Raw genomic sequence first — 20,070 nt, forward strand, 5'->3', positions numbered from 1 at the left:
GCGCAGATCGGATGCGGAGTTCGCGCGCTTTCTGTTGATCGCCACGGGCTCGGCGAGCGAACTCAGTTATCACCTGCTCCTGGCCAAGGACTTGGGTTTGTTGGAAGAAACAGATTTCCTGCGTTTGGACACCCAACTCGAGGAGGTCCGCCGAATGCTGACTTCCTTGACGCGAAAGGTGAAATCGGCTGTTCCAAGCGAGCGGTAAGCACTAACAGCTCAGAGCTCAAAGCTCACAGCTCAGAGCTCAAAGCTGGTCGAGTTAGACAGAGATCTTTAGGAGAACACCAATGACCTACACGCGCCTGAACGCTTCCGCGGCGACGCTGACCAAGAACCGTACCGAGGACTCGGTCAGCCCGTTCAGCGGAATGTGCACCACCTGCATTGACGGGTGCATCGGAATGTGCGAGATCGGCAAGTCGGCCTATCGCGGCCCGGAGATGATCTACCCGCAACCGTTCGGCATCATCACCACCGCCTCGCAGAAGGACTACCCGGTCGACCTGTCGCATTTCACCATCCTCGGGCGCTGCGCCGGAGCGTGGGGCTGCGAACCGGACAGCAACAAAGCCCTGTTCCCCAACGTCAACCTCGAAGTCACCATCGGCGCGAACAAAAAGAACGGGATCAAGTGCAAGATGCCGCTCATCGGCGCCGCCATGGGCTCCACCAACGTCGCCAAGAACAACTGGCCGGAGTACGCCGCCGGCCTGGCCATCAGCGGCGTGCCCATGGCGATCGGTGAAAACGTCACCGGCATGGACATGAACTCGCAGTTTGCCGGCGGCAAAGTCATCTCCGCCCCCGAACTGAAGTGGCGCGTCGATTCCTACCGCGACTGGCAGCTGGACGGCTACGGCGAGGTCATTCTCCAGGCCAACGTCGAGGACACCATGCTCGGCGTGCAGGAATATGCCATCAAGAACCTCGGCGTCGAGTCGGTCGAATTGAAGTGGGGCCAGGGCGCCAAGGATATCGGCGGCGAAGTGAAAATCCGCGATCTCAACAAGGCGCAGGAGTTGCAGAAGCGCGGCTACGTCGTTCTTCCTAACCCGTCCGATCCCGGCGTTATCGAGGCTTTCAAGCGCGGCGCCTTCCACGAGTTCGAGCGCCACTCCCGCGTCGGCATGGTCACGCTCGACGGCTTCATGAAGCGGGTCGAAGAGCTGCGCAAGTGCGGCGCCAAGCGCATCACGCTGAAGACCGGCGCATACAGGCCCGAGGACACAGCACGCGCCGTCAAGTACGCCTCGCTTTGCGAACTCGACCTGCTCACCGTCGACGGCGCCGGTGGCGGCACCGGCATGAGCCCGTGGCGGATGATGAACGAGTGGGGCATCCCCTCGGTCGAACTGCACTCGCTGGTCTACCAGTACTACTGCAAGCTGGCCAGCAAGAAGATGTTCCTGCCCGACCTGGCTTTCGCCGGCGGCTTCACCTTCGAAGACCAGATGTTCAAAGGACTCGCGCTCGGCGCCCCGTTTGCCAAGCTGATCGCCTACGCCCGCGCACCGCTGGCGGCGGCGATGGTGGCCAAGAACATCGGCAAGGCCATCGAGTCGCAAAACCTGCCCATCTACATCCAGCGCTTCGGCATGGGCGTGGATGAGATCTTCGTCACCGCGCACGAGTTGCGTCACATCCTGGGCGACCGCTTCAAGAAGCTGCCCATCGGCGCCATCGGCGTCTACACCTACAACCAGCGGCTGGCGCAGGGACTGCGGCAGTTCATGACCGGCGCGCGCAAGTTCGCCCTGCATTACATCACCCGCGACGACATCGCCTCCCTGACGACCGAGGCTGCCCGCATCAGCGGCATCGAGTACATCATGGACGTCGATGAGAAGCAGGCGGATGACATCCTGTTCGCCAACGGCACTTCCAAGGCGGCCAAGGCTGCCAAGCCGCGGGTCCTGGCCGGCAAGAATGGGAAGGGGAGGAAGTAGCTTGTGTCGGCACGACTTCTGTCGTGCCGAAGGGAACTTCACAGCGGCGGCTTGAGCCGCTGAGGCCACAGGAATCACTCGCAGCGCGCTCAAACCAGGGACGCGCGAGTAAAAGGAACCCGGGGCGGCGCAGCCCCGGGTTTCTCTTTTGGCCGGCTATCAGTCTGTCAGTTTTTCCGTACCTTTCGAAAGGAAGTCCGCGAGCTGATGGACATGCGCTATGCTTAATGGTTTTCCTGGGAGGCGCTGACCATGCCTGACGCAGCTGCCGGCACGCTGCACGACGCCGTCCGCCGGCTCTGGCCGGAGCTGGAGTGGATACAAAATAAGGACTTGCTCGAGAAGGTGGCGCGCACCTGGTCGCGGGCATTCGAGCTCTCTCCGTTGACGCCCGACGACCTGGAACGCATTCCCTTCACGCTGCTGGTGCCGAACTGCACGGCGACATTCATGGAGCACAAACGTTGTGTGGTCCACATCGCGCGCCGTTCCGCCGAGGCCATGCGCGAGCACATGGGCCGCACTCTGGCCATCGACATGGACGTCGTGATCGCGGGCGCGATCCTCGCGGACGTTGGAAAGCTTTTGGAATACGAGAATGTGGGCGGCAAGACGCGGCAATCGAAACGCGGTGAGCTGCTGCGGCACCCTTTCACCGGCGTAGCGCTGGCCATGGAGTGCGGGGTGCCTGACGCGGTCTGCCACATCATCGCCGCCCACGCCGCCGAAGGGGATCATGTGCGGCGCTCCACGGAAGCAATCATCGTGCACCACGCCGACTTTATGGCCTACGAACCGTTCAGAAATCTGAAATGACGATCACCGGACCGATCTCGCAATTCGCATCGTCGCTCAAGTTTGAAGACCTCTCCCCCGACGCCGTTTACCAGGCGAAGCGATTCCTGCTGGACTCAATCGGCTGTGCCCTCGGCGGCTACCGCCAGCACGACGTCGTCATGGCGCTGCAAGTGCTGGACGAAATCGCCGGCCGCGGCCCGTGCACGGTGATCGGCAGCGGCAAGCGCGTGGACGCCGTGTCGGCATCGCTGGCGAACGCGTTAATGATCCGCTGCATGGACTACAACGACATCTACTGGAAGCAGGACCCCTCGCATCCCTCCGACATTTTTCCCGCGGCACTGGCCTGCTGCGAGCGCTCCGGCAGCGATGGCCGTGAATTGATCGTGGGGTTGGTGCTCGGCCATGAGTTCGAGTGCCGCTTCTGCGAGGCAGCCTTTCCCGGCATTCGCGAGCGCGGTTGGCATCACGCAACATTGACAGCGTTCATTTCGCCAATCGTGGCCGGACGTGCGCTGCATCTTTCAGCGGAGCAGATTCAGCACGCCATCGGCATCTCGGCGTCCCGCCATGCAACCTTCGGGGCGGTGACCGCCGGCAAGCTAACCATGATGAAGAACACCGTGGACCCGATGGCGACGCAGTCCGGCGTGCTGGCCGCCCTCATGGCCGAAAAGGGCTACACCGGCCCCGAGCACGTGGTGGATGGCAAAGAGGGGCTGACGCATTGCTTCGGGCCCGAGTGGAAACTGGACGTGCTGACAGAAGGGCTGGGGCAGTCATGGCGCATCACCCAATGCGGGATGAAGTTCTTCCCTACCGAGGCGCTTACGCACGCGCCCATCTCGGCCGTACTTGACCTGGTGCATGCGCACGACCTCAAGCCCGACCAGGTGGCAAAAGTCCACATTCGTTCGCTGGCGCGCGCCGCCGACATCCTCTCCGACCCCAGCAAGTACGATCCTCACACCAAGGAAACCGCCGACCATTCGCTGCCTTACGTGATCGCCGCCGCCCTGGTGGACCGCCAGGTCACGCCGGCGCAGTTCACGCCGGAGAAGATCATGGACGCGAAGATTCGCGCGCAACTGCGCAAGGTTGAAGTGATCGGCGATCCCGAAATCGAAAAAGTATTCCCCGCCTTGCAGCGCGTCATCGTGACCGTTCGCACTACGTCAGGGCAGGAGTTCACCCGGCAGCTCGACTATCCTAAGGGCGATCCGCGCAACCGTTTGTCGGATGCCGAAATTGAAGAGAAGTTCGCGGCGCTGGCGGGGCCGGTGATGTCGCGCGCCGCGCAAGAAAAGATCCGCGAGGCAGTGTGGAACCTGGAAAAGCTGGAATCCGTTAGCGGGTTGATGAAGCTGCTGAAGGAGAAACGCATGGTTGCTAACCAAACTAAAGGGATGGCCCATGGGTCAGACGATCACTGAAAAAATCGCGCAGGCGCACCTTGCCCAGGGCCCGAAACGTGCCGTGCGGGCGGGCGACTTCGTCTCCATCCGTCCGAAGCATGTCATGACCCACGACAACACTTCGGCGGTAATAAAGAAGTTCAAGTCCATCGGTGCGACAACAATCCATGACCCGCGCCAGCCTGTGTTCGCGCTCGACCATGACATCCAGAATCAATGCGAGGAGAACCGTAAGAAGTACAGCGCCATCGAGGCCTTTGCGCGCGAGCACGGCATTGATTTTTATCCGGCAGGCACCGGCATCGGTCACCAGATCATGTGCGAGCGTGGCTACGTCACGCCCGGATCGTTCGTCGTCGCCAGCGATTCTCATTCCAACATGTACGGCGCGCTCGCCGCGATCGGCACGCCTGTGGTCCGCACCGATGCCGCTGCCATCTGGGCAACCGGCGAATTCTGGTGGCAGATTCCGCGAACCGTGCAGGTGGTGCTCGATGGGTCGCTGACGCCTGGCGTTTCCGGCAAAGACGTGATCATTGCCCTTTGTGGCGCGTTCAATGTGCATGTTCTGAATGCGGCGGTGGAATTCAGCGGACCGGGTGTTGCGTCGCTCTCCCTGGATGCCCGCATGACGATCGCCAACATGACGACCGAGTGGGGCGCCCTGGTCGGCTGGTTCCCGTGCGATGAGATCACGATCCAGTGGCTGCGCGAACGGAGACAGGAGCGCCTACAACGCGGCGAGCCCGCGCGCTATAGCGAAGCGGACTTAAGATCGTGGGTCACCGATCCGCCGCACCCGGACGCGGATGCCGATTACGCTGCGCGCATTACGCTCGATCTCTCGCACCTCACGCCACACGTGTCCGGCCCCGACACGGTGCAGGAGATGACTTCCCTGGTCGAACTCGAAAAAAAGAAGGTCGCCATCCAGAAGGCGTACCTGTTGTCGTGCGTGAACTCGCGCGTCGAGGACCTGGAGGAAGCGGCGCTGGTGCTGCTGAACAAGAAAGTAGCGCCCTCGGTCAAGTTCTACCTCGGAGCCGCCAGCAAGCGGGTACAGGAGGAAGCGGAGAGGCGCGGCATCTGGCGCACCCTGGAGGAAGCTGGCGCAACCACTCTGCCGGCCGGGTGCGGACCATGCATCGGCCTCGGTGTCGGATTGCTGGAACCAGGGGAGGTCGGGATTTCCGCCACCAACCGCAATTTCAAGGGACGTATGGGTTCCCGCGAGGCGCAGTGTTACCTCGCATCGCCCGCGGTGGTGGCGGCAAGTGCGGTGGCCGGCTATATCTGCGGGCCGGAAACGCTGGGGCGTCCGTCAGGAGAGCGTGACGATCGCAAGAAAACCGGCGGCATGCTGGCGCGTTACAAGAACCTGCAAGTGGGGCGCCGGTCGGAGAGTGCGGGCGAGACGGTGGAGATCATTCCCGGATTTCCCGAGCGCCTGCGCGGTCGTCTGGTATTTGTGCCCAAAGACAACCTCAACACCGACGCGATTTATCCCGGCAGCTACACTTATCGCGATGACGTCACGCCGCAGATGATGGCCGATGTTGCCTTCTCCAATTACGATCCCGAATTTCCGAAGCTTACTCGTCCGGGCGACGTGATAGTAAGCGGCGCCAACTTTGGCACAGGCTCCAGCCGCGAGCAGGCGGCAACGTCGCTCAAGGCGAAAGGCTTTCCGCTGCTCATCGCCGCCTCGTTCTCGCAAACGTATTTACGCAATGCCTTCAACAACGGCTTCCTGTGCATCGAGATTCCGGAACTGGTGAAACGATTGAAGGCGGACTTTGCACAGCAGATCGCGGCAGGGGGGAAGACGATCATTCCGGGTGACGAGGTCGCCATCGACTTCACCAGCGGCGTGGTCACATGGCGTAGTGACCAGTTCCGTTTCCCCCCGCTGGGCGCCGTGCCACAATCGCTGGTGGTCGCGGGCGGAGTCGAGAACCTGGTTGCGCGGCGACTGCGATCTTAGTACCCGTGATTGCTGAACTGCAGACGTGCGGAATTGCCGGATCGAAGCACGGCGTGAACAATTCGGCAATTTGACAATTCGGCAGTTCAGCAATGGAGGGATTCATGGCGAAACACACACTCGTGTCAATGCCTGGCGATGGCATTGGCAACCAGGTTCTACCGGAGGCGATTCGCGTGCTCGACGCGGTCGGCTTCGACGCGACCTACGTGCACGGCGATATCGGCTGGGAATTCTGGAAGAGCGAGGGCAATGCCCTGCCCGACCGCACCATCGCCCTGCTGGAGAAACACAAGCTCGGCCTGTTCGGCGCCATCACCTCGAAGCCAAAGAAGGAAGCTGACGCCGAACTCTCGCCCGCCCTCCGCGGCAAGGGGTACACGTATTACTCGCCCATTGTCACCATGCGGCAGCGCTTCAACCTCGATATCTGTCAGCGGCCGTGCATCGGCTTTCCCGGCAATCCTCTCAATTTCATTCGCAAGAAAGTCGGTGGCGGATTTGAAGAGCCTCAGGTCAACGTGGTCGTCTTCCGCCAGAACACCGAGGGCCTGTACGCGGGCGTCGAATGGACGAATCCGCCGGCACCGGTGCGCAGCGCGCTGGAGTCGCACCCAAAATTCAAGCCGTTTGCCACAACGCGCGGCGAGGACCTGGCGATTTCCGTTCGCATAATTACGCGTCGCGGCGCTGAGCGCATCTCCCGCGCGGCCTTCGAGCACGCCAAAAAATATGACTACAAGAACGTGACCATCTGCGAGAAGCCCAACGTGCTCCGCGAAACCAGCGGCATGATGGAAGAAGTTGCGAAGCAGGTGGCCAGGGACTACTCGATTCCGCTCTGGTCCACCAACATCGACGCGCAGACCATGTGGCTGACCAAGAACCCGGAGGATTACGGGGTGATCATCGCGTCGAACCTCTTTGGCGACGTGATCAGCGACGCTTTTGCCGGTCTGGTCGGTGGCCTGGGTTTTGCCGCCAGCGGCAACATTGGCGACGAAGTCGCAGTCTTTGAGCCGACGCACGGCTCGGCACCCAAGTATGCGGAACTCAATCCACCTATCGTCAATCCCATCGCGATGATATTGTCGGCGGCGATGATGCTCGACCACGTCGGCGAGCACGACAAGGCGGAGCGCGTGCGCAGCGCAATTGCGGCGGTGGTGGCGGAGGGAAAAGTCCGCACCTATGACATGATGCGGATTCCCGGCGGCGCTAAGTCGGTTGCGCAGGGCGCCGCTACAACAATGCAGATGACCGATGCCATCTTGCAGAAGTTGGAAACGGCGAAGGTGCGGCAGCTGACTAGCGTTGGCTCTTAGCTCTTACTTTTTAGCTTTTATGGCGACAACGGCAAACGTGAATACGACAACGTTCGAAGCGGGGCGAAGCGGAGCCGATATTCGCTCCGACTGCCGCGTCGTGTTTTCTGGCCACAGCTCTGGCGGTATCGACATTGAGCTGCAATCGAAAGTTGCGGCGTACTACGGCGATTCGATTCTAACCCAGGCACGCCAGGTATTAGCCGATCTCGGCGTGGAGCACGGGCGACTGTTGATCGAAGACGCCGGGGCATTGCCGTTCGTTATTTCAGCGCGGATTGAAGCCGCGGTGCGGCGTGCAGGCTTGGGCGAAGGCAGGCGATCGCTGCCGGAACAGGTGCCACTGCCCGCGCCTTCGCCACGGGATCGCTTGCGCCGCTCGCGCCTGTACCTGCCGGGCAGTGAGCCAAAGTATTTCGTCAACGCCGCGCTGCATGCGCCCGACACGATTATTCTCGACCTGGAAGACGCGGTTCACTCGAATGAAAAAGATGCGGCGCGCGTGCTGGTGCGGAACGCGTTGCGCGCGGTAGATTTTGGGACGTGTGAGCGCATGGTGCGCATCAATCAGCTTCCGCTCGGGCTGGCGGATTTGGACGAGGTGGTTCCGGAATCTCCCGACCTGGTCCTCATCCCCAAGACGGAGCATCCCGAGCAGGTCGCCGAGGTGGAGCAGCGGATCGCGCGCGTACAGTCGCGCTGCGGGTTGCATCGCGACATCTGGCTGCTGCCGATCCTGGAAACGGCGATGGGAATTGAGAACGCAATGCCGATCGCAACCGCCTCGCCACGCAATGTCGCGCTCACCATTGGCCTGGAGGATTACACCGCCGACATCGGCGTAGCGAAGACGGCGCTGGGGGCTGAGTCGCTGTACGCGCGCACGCGAATCATCAACGCCGCCAAGGCCGCCGGCTTGCAGGCGAATGACTCCGTGTACGGTGATGTCGGTGACCTCGAGGGCCTGGCCGCCTGGGCTCGCAACGCCCGCGCCCTCGGCTTTGAGGGCATGGGCTGCGTCCATCCGCTGCAGGTTGCGGTCATTCACCAGGCGTTTGCCCCGGCGCAACAGGAAATTGATCGGGCGCTGCGAATTGTTGCCGCTTATGAAGACGCGCAGGCGCGCGGCCTCGGCGTGGTAAGCCTGGGCTCGAAGATGATCGACGCGCCGGTGGTACAGCGCGCGCTCAAACTCGTCGAGCGCGCCAGGCTCATGGGGCTGATACATTCGCCGCGAGGGAACACTGATGAACGCTGATTTTTCTGATCCGTTCCGATCCGCGTTAATCAGCGCCGATTCTAGATGAGCACAACCGCCAATTCGATTGAACTCGCCACCAACGCCGCCGGACGCGTGGTTCCTGCCAGCGTCAACGGAGCGCCGCAACGCGTGTACGCGGGCGTGAACAACAATCGTCCGCAGGGACGCAAAGCCGCGCCCCCGGTCCGCACCGCCTCCGACTATCCGATGAATGGAGACAAGCGCGTGCCCGACCTCGAGACCGCCCTGCGCAATTGCGGGCTGAGCGATGGCATGACGATCTCGACGCACCATCACCTGCGCGACGGCGACAGGGTGGCGCTGTGGGCGCTGCAAACCGCGGCAAAGCTGGGTGCGCGCGACCTGATGTGGTTCCCTTCGGCGTCGTTCCCGGCACACGCCCCGGTGATCGAGTTGATGGAATCCGGGAACGTGCACCACATCGAGGGCTCGATGAACGGACCGCTCGGCGATTACTGCACCCAGGGCCGGATGCGCGGCCTAGGCGTGCTGCGCTCGCATGGCGGGCGCTGGCAGGCAATCCAGGATGGCGAGGTACACATTGACATCGCGGTGATCGCCGCCCCGACCGCGGACGCGTTCGGCAATGCCAACGGTTCGCACGGGCCCTCGGCCTGCGGCTCGCTGGGATTTGCGCTCGCGGATTCGATGTACGCCGACCACGTGATCGTCGTCACCGATAACCTGGTCGAGTTCCCCTGCGTTCCGTGGCAAATTCAGGGCAACAATGTGGACTATGTGGTGCAGGTTGATTCCATCGGCGATGCGTCCAAAATCGTATCCGGCACCACGCAGATCACGCGCTCGCCTGACCGCCTGCTGATCGCGCAGCAGGTGGCGCAGTTCGTGCGCGACGCCGGCATCATGCGGCCGGGATTTTCGTTCCAGGCCGGAGCGGGCGGAATCGCGCTTGCATTTGTGGACTACCTGCGACGCCACATGAAGCAGAGCGGCGTGCGCGCGCGCTTTGTGCGCGGCGGCTCCACGCGATACCTTGTCGACTTGCTCCAGGAAGGCTTGACCGACTACATCCTCGACGGCCAGACCTTCGATCTTGAGGCCGTGCGGTCAATGGCCAACGACCCGCGGCACGTTGCGACCTCGCCGTTCACCTCCTACAACTACCACGGCAAGGGTTTTTTCAACTCCCTGGTTGACGTAGTAGTGCTGGGGGCAACGGAAGTAGACGTCCACTTCAACGCCAACGTCGTCACCCACTCCGACGGGCGCTTGCTGCACGGCATCGGCGGATGGCAGAACTGCCTGTTCGCCGGCTGCACCATTCTCGCCGTTCCGTCCTTCCGCGACCGCATTCCCGTGATCGTAGATCAGGTAACCACGCTTACCGGGCCGGGCGAGTTGGTGGACGTGGTGGTAACGGAGCGAGGCATCGCCATCAATCCGCGACGGCAAGATCTGCTCGACGCGGTGAAAGGCTCGTCACTTCCCATCCGTCCGATCCAAGACATCCAGCGCGACGTGGAAAGAATCTGCGGCGGCAAACCGCAGAAACCCCGACTCACCGAAAAGCCTGTCGCCGTGGTCAAGTGGGTGGACGGAACGGTGCTGGACACGGTTTGGCAAATCAGCACTTAGCTATTAGCTATTAGCCGTTAGCCGCATCCTTCGGAACAGGTTCCTCAACTGCTTCGAGCACATGGAAAAGGGCCGGCTCGAAAGCCGGCCCAAAGTGTTTCAGGTTAGAAAATACTAGAAAATAAACTTCACCAGGAATCGGCCCTGGAAACCAGGGTTGAACATGGCCGCCTTGCCGTAGCGGGGGTCGAGATTGCTGCCTCCCGCCAAGGCTGCCGCAGCCGCCATGGGTTTCCAATCGAAGCCCTTCCGCAGGTCCATGTTCAGGAGGCTGACACCTGTGGAATCGTAGGTTTCTTCGAAGTTGTAACGGTCCATGGTGAACACACTGGTCTTCTGGTTAAAGAGGTTGAGGGCGTTGAACTCAAAGCGCAATCTCCGACTCTCGCTCTTACCCAGCTTGAGTTCATGCGCCACCATCAGGTCGGTCTGGCTGAAGACCGGAGTCCGGCCCATGTCGCCTCGGCCTTCGACGTACATGCCGATGCCGTTAATGGTCTGCATCTGGGTTGAGACCGGAGTGCCGCTGGAAACGCGGAAGAAGCCGCCAATCTCGGTGCCCCACTTAAACTGCTTGGCGCCGTAAAACTTGAACACGTGCGGACGATCGGTCGGCAGCGGTCCATAGTTTCCGATGACGCCATGCGCGTTAATCATGGTCTGGTCGAGATCGTAGTAGCGGTTGGCGTTCCCACCGGGCCGGAAAATCTGGCCGTAGAAGCTCTGGTTACCCGCCGAGGAATAGCCGAGGGTTGGAGGAGTAATTTCGTCCGTGCTCTGCAGTCCGGAGTAATTGCCCCAAAGGCGGCTATAGACGTAGCTGGCATTGAACAGCAGTCCGTTACCGAAACGTCGCGACAAAGACAGCTCCATCGCGTCATAAACACGTTTCGGCTTGGGCATGGGTATGCCGCAAGTCGCCACAGCATCGCTTAGGCTGGTGCCAACGTAGCAAGACGGCGACTCGGTGTTTGCCCCTTCCCCGGGGTTGCCGTATTTGTAAGCTTCGCTGCCATCGACCAGCACGCCCATGTCTTCAATGGTCCGGTTCAAGTTGGTGCGCACGTACCGGCCGGTGAAGACCATGTTCTTCCGGATTTCCCATTCCACGCCGGCATTCAGCGAGTCCTGGCTCATGGGCTTGATTTGCGGGTCCACGTAATTGAAACCCGGCAGACGCATGTCTCGGAAAGCGCTTCCCCACAGATTGGTGCCGGGCATGTTGTTCAAGCCGAGGCTGAACACGTCGGTGGTATCCAGCGAGCGGTAGTAAATATGCCAGAGGTCGGCGCCGAAGGTTCCGCGGGCCAAGTCAAGCTTGGTCCAATCGAAGTACCGGCCCCAGCCACCGGAGATCTTTACCTTACCGTTGCCGAACAGGTCGAAACTGGCGCCCAGCCGCGGAGCCAGCTTGTCGCCATAACCGAACTGGAACGCGTACTGCTTGATGTCGGTACGGAAGGAGGGAATGGTTTCTTTTTCAAAACGGACACCAGCATTGATCGTCAACCGGCTCATCGCCTTCCAGGAATCCTGGACGTAGATGTGGTTGATGTTGGCGCCGGCGGAGCCGCGGCGGGCGTAGTCATCGACCCGGTAATAGCCGTAGGTCCCAGTTGCGTTCGGCGGGGTGCATCCGGCGCAGGTCTGGCCCCAGTAGAGGTAGACGCGGCCGTTCGGGCCATCGTCGGTGCTGAAGACATTGTTGATGTTCTTCTGCGTGCCGACGCCGAACTTGAAGTTATGCTGCTGGCCGGCGAGGCGGACAAACTGGCTGAAGTCGGCCTGCACGTAGGTGCGAGTGGTCAGGTCGTGCACGATCTGACCGGCGGCCGGAGTGGTATAGCCGTTCGCCTGCTGTGCCGCCAGAGGGACACCGGGCATATCAATGGACGAAGCGCGCCACCAATACTCGGTGGTTGCCGTCACGCCGGTATCTTTGTAATTCAGGCGATAGCGGCCGCCTTTGACGCTCAGCACCGAGCTATTCGTCGGCGTGTAGTCAATCTGGCCGGTGTAGCTTTGCTCCGGCTGGTTGAATCCGAGCATGGCGTTGTCGCGCTGAGCCGTCATGTTGCTGGTGCTGACGTTCGGCGCCTGGCCGTTCGGTCCTGGAGTGACGCCCTGGGAATACTGAGGCGTATACAGCCAAGTGAAGTTCATGCGTACGCGACTGGTCGGTTCAAAGGACAGCTTGTTGAACCAGTTCATCGCCAGCGCCTTGGTGCCGAAGGTACCCGCGCCGTCAGAGAAGGTGAGTTTGCGGCTCTGCCGTAACCATGACGGAGAGAAGTTGGTATAGAAGAACAGCTTGTTCTTGATGATGGGGCCGCCCAAAGAACCACCGACTTCGTAGTTATCCTGCTTCCGCTTGCCATCCTGGAAGTAGTGGAAGGTGGTCATGTCGTCGCTGAGTTGCATGCGCTCGGCGGGACCAGCGGAAATCTTGTTCCCCGAATAGTAGACGTGGATGTCACCATGGAAGGTGTTGCCACCCGACTTGCTGATGCCGCTGACCACACCACCGAGGGCGCCGCCGTATTCGGCTTCCAGTCCCGTGGTCTTCACCTGGACTTCCTGGATGTAGTCGAAGGTAGCAGTCTGGCGCGAGGAGCCGTCAATCAGGCTGTTGGTGGAAACGCCGTCAACGTAATAGGCGTTTTCAGCGCCGCTGGCGCCATTGATCTGGTAGCCGCCCTCGATCGTGCCGGTATTCACCGACGGCGAGAACACTGCGACGCCGGCGAAATTGCGGCCCTTGGGAAGGGTGTTAATTTCCTCGGCGGTTACGTTATGCGAGATCATGGTAGCGGTGGTGTCAATGATGGGCGCAGCGCCGCTCACTTCGACCATCTCTTGCACGGTCCCGACTTGCAGTTCGATGCTGACGGAAGTGTTTCTGCCGACCAGGACCACGATGTCGGCCACTTCCCGGCTGGTAAAGCCGGTCTTCACAAAGGTTACCGAATAATGACCCGGTTCAACGTCGGCGAGGGTGTAGCTGCCGTCGCCGCGACTGTGAACGGTGACGCTGCGGTTGGTGTCTTTGTTGGTTATGGTAACTGCCACTCCGGGCAGCACGGCGCCGGTTTGGTCTTTGACCACGCCGGTGACGTTACCGAAGCGCTCCTGGCCGTATGCGGGCAGGACTAGAGCAACTAGAAGTGCGACGAGAAAAAGCGAGACGAATATTCGCTTTGAATCAATGGAATGCATTACGCCTCCTTATTGGCGTCGAGCGCGATCGGGCTGCGCTCAAATGAGAGTAAGCAACGGCTACGAACCGCCTCACCCACATCCGGCCGCGCAGTTCAGACGCGACCACCCCATGGAGGCGTACTGCTGAAAATCTTTACAGCATGAAAAATGCTTCACGAAAATAGGGGCATTTCTGCGTCCACAACTTTAGTGGGGGGTCGAGTTGGCTCAATCCCCCGAAGTGGCTGCTAACTCAAGAGTTAAAAAAGTGCAGCGGGAACGACCCTACGTTTTTGCGGAGATTCCCGTTTCGGGCTTTTATATTCTGTAGGTTACGGGCAGTCACTGTTCCATTTTGGGAGTCAATTCGGCGGTGCGCACGCCGCCGCTGCGCACCTCACCGGGCGGCAATGAGGGCGACGGCGACGAACGCAATCGCCATGCCGGCAAATTGCAGTCGCGAGAGACGTTCCTTCAACACCAGGCGGGCAAGCACCACCGTCGTCGCCGGGTAGAGGGATGAAAGCACGGCCGCGACGTCGAGGCGGCCGCGATGCGCGGCGGCAACGAACAGCGCGTTGGCGCCGGAGTCGAGGACACCGGCAATCACCATGTAGGCGAGCGAACCGCGGCTGGTTTTCCATCCCGTGCCTGACACAACCATGATAGCCAGCATGAAGAGCGTGGAAGCCGAGCGCGCAGCAACCAGCGGCCAGAACACCGATCCGGTTCCGGCCAACTTGATGAAGAGCAGAAACCCGCCAAACCCGAACCCGGCAACAACTGCCAGCGCTATTCCTCGCGAGCGTACGGCACCCGCGGGGGGCGCGGCGATCAGCCAGATACTGAGCAGCGCAAAGACGAAGCCGGCGATCTGGATCGCGCGCGGAAGGCCCTCGGTGAGGAAGCTGAAGACGAGCGGAACGATGGCGGTGATCACCGCCGAAAGCGGCGCGTTGATGCCCATGGTGCCGATGGCCAATGCTTTGTAAAACGCGGCTAATCCTATGCCGCCGACCAGTCCCGCGATAGCACCCCATAGCAAGGCATTCCGGCCCGGAATCGACTCCTGCGTCGCGAGCGCCAGCGTGAGCATGAATACCATGCCGGTGGCATGAGCGACGACGACCACGTGAAAGGGATTCGCCCTCTTGGTGGCCACACCGCCGCTGAAGTCGGCTGCACCCCAGGTGGCGGCGGCAGCGAGGCTGAGAGCGGGAGAGGCGAAATCGGACACAGGTCTTTCCTGAATGCAGGAACGGCAGTATAGCGCTTCGGCTTGCAAGCCGAAGCTGCCAAGGGCATAATTGCCCGCTCAAGGGGTGAGACCATGCGCAAACTGGCATTGGTAACTGTGCTTTCCCTGCTGGCCATCAGCGTCGGCCATACATCACCTGCGAACAACTGGGCGATCAACGCGACGGCGATCGAAGCCTGCAGCTGCCCAGAGTTCTGCATCTGTTATTTCAATTCCCATCCGGCCATGCACCACGACGCCAGCGGAAAGATGGAGCATTACTGCAAGTTCAATAACGCGTACAAGGTCAACCACGGACATTACGGCGCGACCAAACTGGATGGCGCGAAATTCTGGATTACCGGCGATCTCGGCAGTGACTTCTCGAAGGGCCAAATGGACTGGGCGCTGGTGACTTTTGACAAGGCGACCAGCGTCGAACAACGCCAGGCCATCGGCGAAATCCTCAATCACGTCTTCCCGGTGAAGTGGAATTCTTTGACCACCGCGGAGGGCGACATTGCCTGGAGCTATGACAAGGACCAGGCGCACGCGACTTTGAATGGCGGCAAGACGGCAGAGGTCAAGCTGAAGCGCTTCCAGGGCATGACCAACGAACCAGCGGTGCTGAAGAATGTCCGCTATTGGGGGACACCACGCAACGACGGATTCGTGATGATGCCGAACGAAATTGAAACCTACCGCGAAGGCCTCAAGGCGTTCGAGTTCAAGGGCACGAACGGGTTCATGCTCACCTTTGACATGACCTCGAAGGATGTCGCTGCGAACAAAGATTCCTCCATGGGCAAGTGAACCGCATCAGGCTGCGATAAGCGGGCATAGAAGAGCCGGGGCAGGCCTCCCGGCTTTTATTTTTTGATGGTTTGGCGGCGCATCCAATCCAGGAACATCTCTTCAAAAGGCTTGTCGGCGGCGCGGACAAGGTGGCGGACGCTGCGCCCGGTCACAAGATGGCACACCTCTTCGGCCAGGTTCTTAACGTGATCGCCGGCGCGCTCCAGCGTCTGGGTCATGAAGACGAGGTGAAAACTCTCCTGGCGCTGTAGACGCTCGGGATTGTCGATATGGCGCACGAACAGAAGGTTGCGGATGCGGTCCATTTCGGCGTCCGCTCGCAGGATGGCGAGCGCGCGCTGCAGATCGCGATCGCGGAATGCGACCTGCGCGTCAGCCATCATCTGGTGCAGCAGCTGCGCCATCCGCTTCAGGTCGGTTGCGTCCTGCGGATCGAGGTGCGCGGAAACGGTACGCGCCCGGTTGGCAACGTTGAGCAGCAGGTCGCCAATGCGCTCGAGTTCAATCAAAAGCTTGAGATAGAAAAGAAGCTCACGGGCATCGGCGTCAGAGGCGCCGGCGATGGCCGCGGTTACGCCCTCGTTGATCTGGCGGTCCAGCACATCCAGCTCTTCTTCGCAGGTCCGAATGAAATCCAGCGGCAGGGTGGCGCCGGTGCCAATCCCTTCTTCGGTCGCGGCGGCGGACATGCGTGCCACCTCGCAGGCGCGCGCGGTCAGTCCGCGCAGGTCGAGCACAGTCGGTCTTGGCGTATTAGGAGGGCTGGCCGGGTTCATCTGGCACTCCGCTTCGAGGGACAACAATTTTAAGCGAAACTCGGCAAGCAGTGACGGTCAGGTCGATATTCCAGAAATGGGACCCCATTTCAGAATTCAATGCCCGGCTATGCCCAGGTAGCCCCGGCTCATGTAGTCGGTCATGGTGAGCGTCAACAGGATGGCCAGCCAGAAGAATCCCGCCAGCACAAAGACCCAGGCCATCTTCTGGTCTTCGTAGCGGACGTGCATGAAGAACAGGACGACGAGCAGGGCCTTGATGGCGGCAATCACCAGTGCGACCACCGTGCTCCACTCGCCCAAGTTGATCCGCGACAGCCCGGCGGTCAGCATCATCAGCGCCATCAACGCGACCCAGACCCAGATGTACGTTTTGCGGGGTATGACGTGCTCAGACATTTTTCTAAGCCTTCTTGTGGCCGATCAGGTAAAGCAGCGGGTACAGAAAGATCCACACTACGTCCACAAAGTGCCAGTACAAGCCGCTGACGTGTACCGGGTTGTGATAAGCCGGTGAGTATCGCCCCTTGAACGCGAACCACCCAATCACCGCCAGCAGAACCACGCCGATGGTGACGTGAATCGCATGCAAGCCCGTCATCACGAAGTAAATGTAAAAGAACATCTGGACGGACCGCGGATCCGGCACTGCCAGCTTCCAAAACGCCCCGGGAACGGCACCCTCGACAAAGTGGGCGTGGTATTCAAATCCTTTCAGCACCAGGAACGCCACGCCCATGACGGACGCGATCCACAAATAGACGGCGCAGGTCCGGCCGCGGCCCACCTGCGACGCATGCACCGCCAACGCAACCAGCAAGCTGCTGCAAAGCAGGATCACCGTATTGATGGTGCCGATCCAGAATTCCATGTGCTCGCTGCCGATCAGCCACGCGTCGTAGTGCGTGGTGCGGTACACAACGTAGCCGGCGAACAGCCCGCCGAAAAACATGATTTCCGTAACCAGGAAGACCCACATGCCCAGGGTGGCGCTGGCGCGCTGCTGTTCCAGGTCGGCGAAGTGGTGCCGCAGATCGTGCTGCGCGGGGATGGCGCTATCGTGCAACGGGAACCTCCGGCAGACTGGAGTAGTCGTATGCTTCCCAGGTCACGACCGGTGTTTCGGGAAAATTTTCGGTGGGCGGAGGCGACGGCGTTCGCCATTCCAAGCCGGTGGCTGCCCACGGGTTATCGGGCGCAACGGCGCCATAACGCAGCGACCACAACAGGTACACCAGCGGCAGCACGTAACCGACGGCAAGGATCGAAGCGCCTGCTGTCGACAACACATTCAACACCTGATACTCGGCAGGATACGAGTGATACCGCCGCGGCATGCCCAGGTACCCGAGCACGAATTGCGGGAAGAACGTCAGGTTGAAGCCAAAGAAAATCGTGGCCGCGGCGATTTTTCCCCAGGTTTCCGGGTACATGCGCCCGCTGATTTTCGGCCACCAGAAATGGATCCCGGCCAAGTATCCCATGACCGCGCCGCCCACCATGATGTAGTGGAAGTGCGCGATGATGAAATAGGTGTCGTGGACGTGCACATCCAGGCCCAGCGCCGACAGGTACAGTCCGGTCATTCCGCCCATGGTGAACAGGCCGATAAAGCCCATGGCGTAAAGCATGGGAGTCTGCAGCGACACCGAACCCTTGTACATCGTCGCCGTCCAATTGAAGACCTTGATCGCGGACGGCACGGCCACGAAGTAACTCAACAGGGAAAACACCAGCGCGGCGTAGGCGGAAATGCCGGCTACAAACATATGGTGGGCCCAAACCAGGAAGCCCAGCACCGCGATCGCAATCGAGGCCAGCGCCACGAAGGCGTATCCGAAAATCCGCTTGCGCGAGAAGGTGGACACCACTTCTGAAATCACCGCCATGGAAGGCAGGATCATGATGTACACGGCGGGATGCGAGTAAAACCAGAACAGGTGCTGGAACAGCACCGGGTCGCCGCCAAGCTGCGGATCGAACAGGCCCAGGTGGAAGGCGCGCTCCAGCGCCACCAGCGACAGGGCAATCGCCACCACCGGAGTTCCCAAAACCATAATGACCGAGGTCGCGTAGTGACTCCAGATGAACAGCGGCAACCTGCCCCACGTCATACCGGGCGCGCGCATGCGGTGAACGGTGACGATGAAATTGAAGCCGGTGAAAATGGAGGAAAAACCGGCGATAAAGATTGCCACCGCGGCGGCAATTACGTGCGTGTTGGAGTAGGTGCTGCTGAACGGCACGTAAAACGTCCAGCCGGTATCCACACCGCCCGTGAGGATGACGTACATCATCAGCCCGGCGCCGGCAATGTACAGGTACCAGCTCAGCAAGTTGATCCTGGGGAAGGCCAGGTCCTTGGCCCCGATCATCATCGGCACCAGGAAATTACCCAGCGTCGCCGGAATCGACGGTACCAGGAAGAAGAACACCATGACGATGCCGTGGATGGAAAACATCTTGTTGTAAGTGTCGGACGACATCAGGTCGCCGGCGGGCGTCAGCAGCTCCAGCCGGATCATCGTCGCCGCAAAACCGCCGATGAAGAACATGGCGGTAATGGAGATCAAGTAAAGGATGGCGATGCGCTTGTGGTCGGTGGTCAGCAACCACGATTTCACGCCGTAGTCGGTGTTCAGGTAGTTTTCGCGTTCGACCGCTGGTGCGGTAATGGTGGCCATATTCGCCTCAGCGACTCCTTGCCGGAGACGGTGCAGGATGAGCGGGCACAGCTGGACGGTTGCTCACCGGCTCGCGCTGCTCCGGTTGCGATAACGATCGGATGTATGCCAACAGGGAAAGTAATTGCTCTTCGTTGACGATCCCCTGGAACGTCGGCATGATCGGCTTGAATCCGGCAACCACTTTTGCCCCGGGGTTCAGAATCGATTCGCGAATGTAGCTGTCGTCCACGGTGACGGTGCTTCCGTCATCCAGCAAGACCGGCTTTCCGTAGACGCCGACTAAATTCGGCCCACGCCCCTGCGTGTCAAAGCGATGGCAGGTGGTGCAACCGAGTTGCTGAAACAGCTTCTGGCCGGTGGACGCAAGCGATCCTTCCGCATTTCCTCCCGACAGCCACGCCTGGTAACTCGCCGGTTCCATGACCACCACTTCCCCGATCATGCCGGCGTGCATGGTGCCGCAGTACTGCGTGCAGAACAGATGATAGTGGCCCGGCTTCGTGGTCTGGAACCAAGCCGTGGTGTAGCGCCCGGGCAGCACGTCCTGCTTGACCCGGAATTCGGGCAAGAACATGCTGTGAATGACGTCCTGGGAAATCATCGTCAGCCGGATGGCGCGTCCCAGCGGCACGTGCAGTTGGTCGATTTCGCGCTGTCCCTCCGGGTGCTCGAACTTCCACATCCACTGCTTGCCGACCACAAAAATATCTTCCGCGCCGGGCGGCGGCTGCGCCCACGTCATGTAAATCGAGGCACCCCAGACAAACATGATCAGAAAAATACCGAACGGAATCAGCGTCCAGGTTGCTTCCAGCGTGTTGGAACCCTCGATCTGCGTGGCCACGGGGTTGCGCGCCCGCCGGAACTTCACTGCGAATATAAAAATCAGGGTAAAGATCATCAGCGTGAAGAAGCCGGTGACGACCAGCATAAAAATCATAAGCGCGTCGGTGCGGTCCGCCAGGGTGGAGGCTCGCGCCGGCCAGAGCGGCAGTGTCTGCCACATG

16 protein-coding genes are annotated in these 20,070 nt (G+C 60.7%); 9 read left to right on the forward strand and 7 right to left on the reverse strand.

Annotated features, from left to right (window positions below; genetic code table 11):
- The 8 genes from VFI82_08405 to VFI82_08440 form a co-directional block, all read left to right on the forward strand.
- Positions 1-208 (forward strand): four helix bundle protein (locus VFI82_08405; GenBank protein HET7184695.1); only part of this gene is annotated, 208 nt, incomplete at its 5' end.
- Between the two features lie 82 nt (positions 209-290).
- Complete coding sequence (locus VFI82_08410) at positions 291-1,949, forward strand: glutamate synthase-related protein (protein ID HET7184696.1); 1,659 nt, start codon at positions 291-293, stop codon at positions 1,947-1,949.
- 252 nt (positions 1,950-2,201) lie between these two features.
- Positions 2,202-2,765, forward strand: coding sequence for an HDIG domain-containing protein (locus VFI82_08415; protein ID HET7184697.1), 564 nt, complete (start codon positions 2,202-2,204; stop codon positions 2,763-2,765).
- A complete protein-coding gene (locus tag VFI82_08420) occupies positions 2,762-4,180 on the forward strand; it encodes an MmgE/PrpD family protein (GenBank protein ID HET7184698.1) in 1,419 nt (472 codons plus the stop codon). The genes VFI82_08415 and VFI82_08420 overlap by 4 nt, the downstream gene beginning before the upstream one ends.
- A complete protein-coding gene (lysF, locus tag VFI82_08425) occupies positions 4,161-6,146 on the forward strand; it encodes a homoaconitase (protein HET7184699.1) in 1,986 nt (661 codons plus the stop codon). Before VFI82_08420 ends, lysF begins: the two co-directional genes overlap by 20 nt.
- A 104-nt stretch (positions 6,147-6,250) precedes the next feature.
- A complete protein-coding gene (locus tag VFI82_08430) occupies positions 6,251-7,471 on the forward strand; it encodes an isocitrate/isopropylmalate family dehydrogenase (protein HET7184700.1) in 1,221 nt (406 codons plus the stop codon).
- Positions 7,472-7,490: 19 nt separating this feature from the next.
- Positions 7,491-8,729 (forward strand): aldolase/citrate lyase family protein, encoded by a 1,239-nt coding sequence (locus VFI82_08435; protein ID HET7184701.1) that lies wholly within the window; start codon positions 7,491-7,493, stop codon positions 8,727-8,729.
- 45 nt (positions 8,730-8,774) lie between these two features.
- On the forward strand, positions 8,775-10,349 hold the full coding sequence (locus VFI82_08440; GenBank protein ID HET7184702.1) for a citrate lyase subunit alpha: 1,575 nt from the start codon (positions 8,775-8,777) through the stop codon (positions 10,347-10,349).
- Positions 10,350-10,463: 114 nt separating this feature from the next.
- On the opposite strand, the gene VFI82_08445 is transcribed toward VFI82_08440, so the two are convergent.
- Both VFI82_08445 and VFI82_08450 read right to left on the reverse strand, forming a co-directional pair.
- The gene (locus tag VFI82_08445) at positions 10,464-13,565 is read right to left on the reverse strand and encodes a carboxypeptidase regulatory-like domain-containing protein (GenBank protein ID HET7184703.1); all 3,102 of its coding nucleotides are present in this window, start codon (positions 13,563-13,565) and stop codon (positions 10,464-10,466) included.
- Positions 13,566-13,944: 379 nt separating this feature from the next.
- Positions 13,945-14,784 (reverse strand): DMT family transporter, encoded by an 840-nt coding sequence (locus tag VFI82_08450; protein HET7184704.1) that lies wholly within the window; start codon positions 14,782-14,784, stop codon positions 13,945-13,947.
- 93 nt (positions 14,785-14,877) lie between these two features.
- On the opposite strand from VFI82_08450, the gene VFI82_08455 reads away from it, so the two are divergent.
- The gene (locus VFI82_08455; GenBank protein HET7184705.1) at positions 14,878-15,597 is read left to right on the forward strand and encodes a DUF1326 domain-containing protein; all 720 of its coding nucleotides are present in this window, start codon (positions 14,878-14,880) and stop codon (positions 15,595-15,597) included.
- Positions 15,598-15,653: 56 nt separating this feature from the next.
- Here the strand turns inward: VFI82_08455 and VFI82_08460 are convergent, their stop codons facing one another.
- From VFI82_08460 to coxB, 5 genes are all read right to left on the reverse strand, one after another.
- A complete protein-coding gene (locus VFI82_08460) occupies positions 15,654-16,376 on the reverse strand; it encodes a PhoU domain-containing protein (protein HET7184706.1) in 723 nt (240 codons plus the stop codon).
- Between the two features lie 96 nt (positions 16,377-16,472).
- A complete protein-coding gene (locus VFI82_08465) occupies positions 16,473-16,775 on the reverse strand; it encodes a cytochrome C oxidase subunit IV family protein (GenBank protein HET7184707.1) in 303 nt (100 codons plus the stop codon).
- 4 nt (positions 16,776-16,779) lie between these two features.
- Complete coding sequence (locus VFI82_08470; GenBank protein ID HET7184708.1) at positions 16,780-17,442, reverse strand: cytochrome c oxidase subunit 3 family protein; 663 nt, start codon at positions 17,440-17,442, stop codon at positions 16,780-16,782.
- Positions 17,432-19,060, reverse strand: coding sequence for a cytochrome c oxidase subunit I (ctaD, locus tag VFI82_08475; protein ID HET7184709.1), 1,629 nt, complete (start codon positions 19,058-19,060; stop codon positions 17,432-17,434). The genes VFI82_08470 and ctaD overlap by 11 nt, the downstream gene beginning before the upstream one ends.
- 7 nt (positions 19,061-19,067) lie before the next feature.
- Positions 19,068-20,069 carry a cytochrome c oxidase subunit II gene (gene coxB, locus VFI82_08480; GenBank protein ID HET7184710.1) on the reverse strand — a complete coding sequence of 334 codons (1,002 nt, stop codon included), beginning with the start codon at positions 20,067-20,069 and terminating at the stop codon, positions 19,068-19,070.
- Position 20,070 lies beyond the last annotated feature (1 nt).

The organism is Terriglobales bacterium (assembly GCA_035691485.1).
GTDB lineage: Bacteria > Acidobacteriota > Terriglobia > Terriglobales > Acidobacteriaceae > JAIQGF01.